Below are 3244 nucleotides of genomic sequence, written 5' to 3'. Positions count from 1 at the left end.
AACTCCATTCCTCTTTCACCCGCCACTTTCGAATTGAAAAGATCCATATATAGATTCGGCAAATCAAGCTAGGAACCTTTTTCGTGCGAATTGGAATGGGTTGTAAAACTGGCATCCTCATTTGAAACCTCCTTGTAAGCCTAACGCCAAATTAAGTAGTGAGCAACGCTGTCACCAACCTAAAACATTGTGCCGTAAACACTAAAGCTGATTCAAACCAAAAGTGCCAAGCGTTGCGAATCTGCTTAAATTTATTGTTAAGCTTCAATTAGGCATCTAGTAGTTCGGGTGCCTGCGCTATTAATGCAGCTATCTCATCTATAGCTTGGTGCTGCCTCTTCATTTCTGCCCATACGGTGGGATGCTGCTTAGTTTTGAATTTACTCAAGCTGCTTTCAAGTTCTTCTTGTGCCTTATTTAATGACTTATCTAAAACAAACGCTTTCATGGCATTGAGGTAGGCCTCATAAGCTTCAGCCCTTGCTTTCACCAAATAATCTCTAGTGTTCAACCTAAGCTTCTCAATCGTATACTCTGCCTTTTTCTTTTGGACAATTCCAATTCCAGGAAAAGGTACAAAGTACATTGTAGCTAGATCTAGAACCATATATTCGAGAGGGTTTTCATTCCTTGGGTTAATAAAAGCATCAGTTCCCGTTTGTGGACGTACCACAGGATCGTTCTTCTTTCGGGCTAATTCTAAAATTTGATTATTTTGATCAATCACTGCAAAATAATTGTTTTTAGGACCATTACATGGACCGCATGCGTATAAATAATTTCCCCAGACAAAGGTATCCTCTGGGTATAGGTCCTTAGGCTTAACATGTTCGACTTCATCTGCTGCTGAGTCTTCACAATAGTTGCACCTTTTGCTCCCTACACACATTAAAGTCAGTGTAGATTTGACCGTTTCAAAATTAGCCCCACCTTTGTTAGACCATAGTGATTTACCTTTAATAACCTGCTGGGCATAGTCTGGTAAGGCATTAATTTCAGCTTGTTTGTTAGCTAAATATGTTAATGCTGCTTGAGCTAACTGTGTTTGCGGAATTTCAATCATTAACCTTTGCCTACACGCCAGTACCAAAAATACCCTGAATCCGCTGCTTTTCAGCAAATTCTTCCTCTGTTAACTCACCACCAAACTGAGCTTTTACATTAAGCTCAGCTAAATGCTTTAAGAGTTCCTGTGCTTCTTCGGAGCGCTCTATACCTATACCAAACACATCAGAGCTCAGTGCTTCCAAGATATTTCCATATAAAAGACGGTCAAGCTCCCCCCCCCTAACTCTATAACCTTTTTTATTCTCAATAAAATTAGGTAGTTTCCATATCGAACCTGAGCCAGCACTTTGACAAACTAAAGGGCTATGTGTTGAAACGATGAACTGAATCTTAGGAAAATGTTCTGTAAACCACTTACCAATCTTTCGCTGCCATATTGGATGCAGGTGGACATCAATTTCATCAATGAAGACTACGCCAGGATATACGATAGTATTACCTTCAGAACAGAAAATATTTTCTGTTTCATAACAATCAACCATTTGGCGAATAAGCTCTAAAGTCATACTTAGTACCGAGCGATATCCATCACTAAGTGATTCAATGTTTACTTGTGCCTTATTGCTATCGATAAACTCAATGCCATCAGAAGAAACACCTTCGAATTTAACGCCATTGGGTAAAAAGTCGTCTTGGTTAACAAAATCTTTAATTTTCTTCAGAAGATTAGCTTCAATTGAGTTTGGCTTTTCTAACTCTTTGAATCGCAGTTCCTTTAACCATTCAAGGGTTTCTGTTAATGCAACATCTTCACCAAACACCGATAAGTGTCTAGCTAATAATGGAGATGAATAGAATAATTTTTGATAATCGCTATTCCCCCCTGAAAACCGTCTAAACGGCCCATATGAAACTGAAAACCAGCCTTTTTTACCACTCCAAACATGTCTATTTGGTGAGTTTCTTGAGTGTGTAGTAAAACTTCCTTCATCTGTTATCTTCAGAGTATAAGAGAGATTATCGACCTGTTGTTTTCCTTTTTGCGCCCAGTTATCAAGAGCTCTATCTTGGATCAACTCCATACGAATTAACGCACTGTCAGCTCCTTTCTTGACCCACTCTAGAAAAGCATGTCGAGATTTATTCGCCTCTTGAGGTCCCATTAAACCAACAGCTGCCGCTCTAATGAACGTTGATTTCCCGGCCCCATTATTTCCTAAAATGACGTGCCACCCAGCAGGGTCTTCCTTCTCATCAAGTTCGAAGGCAAAACGTTTAAAGGTTTTAATATTTTCTAAATCTATCTTTTTTATATACATTTTTGACACGCCATAATCAAAGTTAAGATGATTATACGTAAGATATTCAAACTATTCATCTTTCTTGAAGAAGCGTTGTTTGAATGAAGCTTAACGCCCTGTTAAGGTGTGAGCAACGCAATACCGAAGCTCCCGCATGCCACCTTAAACACAAAACGCAACGCATAGCAAAAATGCCAAGCGTTGCGAATCACTCTTAAACAGATTGTTATGTTGCTTATCGTGTTACCTTCGTTTGCCACACTCTAATAGGTTCACCAGTAGAATGATCAACACTATCTAATGTCGAGTCACCAAACAATTTCTGAGCTACTGCTAAAGAGGCTTCGTTAGAAATATCGACACTAGTTTCAATGTAATATTCCTTGAGTTTTTGACCTTTTTTGAACTCTTCTAGAACTTTCTCAATATATGGAACTGTAACTCCCGTACCTCGGAGGTCTTCTAGTGTTCCATAGTAGAGAGAGAAACAAGGCAAACCATTTAGCTCTTCTGTACCGTTGAGTACAACAGTCTGGAGAACTTTAAGTTTGGCTAGACGAGCGTAAGTGTAACGGAAATAGCCGAGCGCTTTATCACGGACAAAGTATATGTCATCGGTAAAAGGAACTCGCTTCATGCGGAAGCCTTGTGAAAACGCCAACTCTAATGTTTTAAACCCTGTCATAGGGTTTTGTAATTCATTCATACAACTCACCAATTAAAACATTGAGCATATCATACAATTGCATATTGTCCTTGTTTTGGTTGGGGAAATAGAATTGCTACATAACGCCCAATTAACGTGTGAGCAGCGCAGACACTGAACTTCAACACTGCACCGTAAACACTAAATTCAACCCGAAGTGAGAACGCCAAGCGTTGCGAATCACTGTTGAATTGTTTGTTATGTTTTACCACAAATATATGATTTACTT

The 3244-nt window shown here is 39.2% G+C and carries 4 protein-coding genes; all 4 read right to left on the bottom strand.

From position 1 onward, the window contains the following. Positions 1-268 precede the first annotated feature (268 nt). Positions 269-1063, bottom strand: a complete 795-nt coding sequence (locus ELS82_RS23835) for an HNH endonuclease family protein (RefSeq protein ID WP_134837631.1) — start codon at positions 1061-1063, stop codon at positions 269-271. Positions 1064-1073: 10 nt separating this feature from the next. Continuing rightward, the gene (locus ELS82_RS23830) at positions 1074-2327 is read right to left on the bottom strand and encodes an AAA family ATPase (protein WP_134837630.1); all 1254 of its coding nucleotides are present in this window, start codon (positions 2325-2327) and stop codon (positions 1074-1076) included. 217 nt (positions 2328-2544) lie between these two features. Further along, positions 2545-3015 carry a hypothetical protein gene (locus ELS82_RS23820; protein WP_019282925.1) on the bottom strand — a complete coding sequence of 157 codons (471 nt, stop codon included), beginning with the start codon at positions 3013-3015 and terminating at the stop codon, positions 2545-2547. Between the two features lie 29 nt (positions 3016-3044). Beyond that, on the bottom strand, positions 3045-3244 hold a 200-nt coding region (locus ELS82_RS26740), incomplete at its 5' end, for a hypothetical protein (RefSeq protein ID WP_244230871.1).

It is taken from the genome of Vibrio ouci (assembly GCF_004551525.1).
In the GTDB taxonomy this organism is placed as follows: Bacteria; Pseudomonadota; Gammaproteobacteria; order Enterobacterales; family Vibrionaceae; genus Vibrio; species Vibrio ouci.
Note: the sequence above shows the minus strand (reverse complement) of the source record. Positions and strands in the feature narration are given on the sequence as shown.

Bases quoted from the DNA above. Each gene is read 5' to 3' on its own strand.
- ELS82_RS23835 (WP_134837631.1), bottom strand. From the start codon at position 1,063: ATGATTGAAATTCCGCAAACACAGTTAGCTCAAGCAGCATTAACATAT.
- ELS82_RS23830 (WP_134837630.1), bottom strand. From the start codon at position 2,327: ATGTATATAAAAAAGATAGATTTAGAAAATATTAAAACCTTTAAACGT.
- ELS82_RS23820 (WP_019282925.1), bottom strand. From the start codon at position 3,015: ATGAATGAATTACAAAACCCTATGACAGGGTTTAAAACATTAGAGTTG.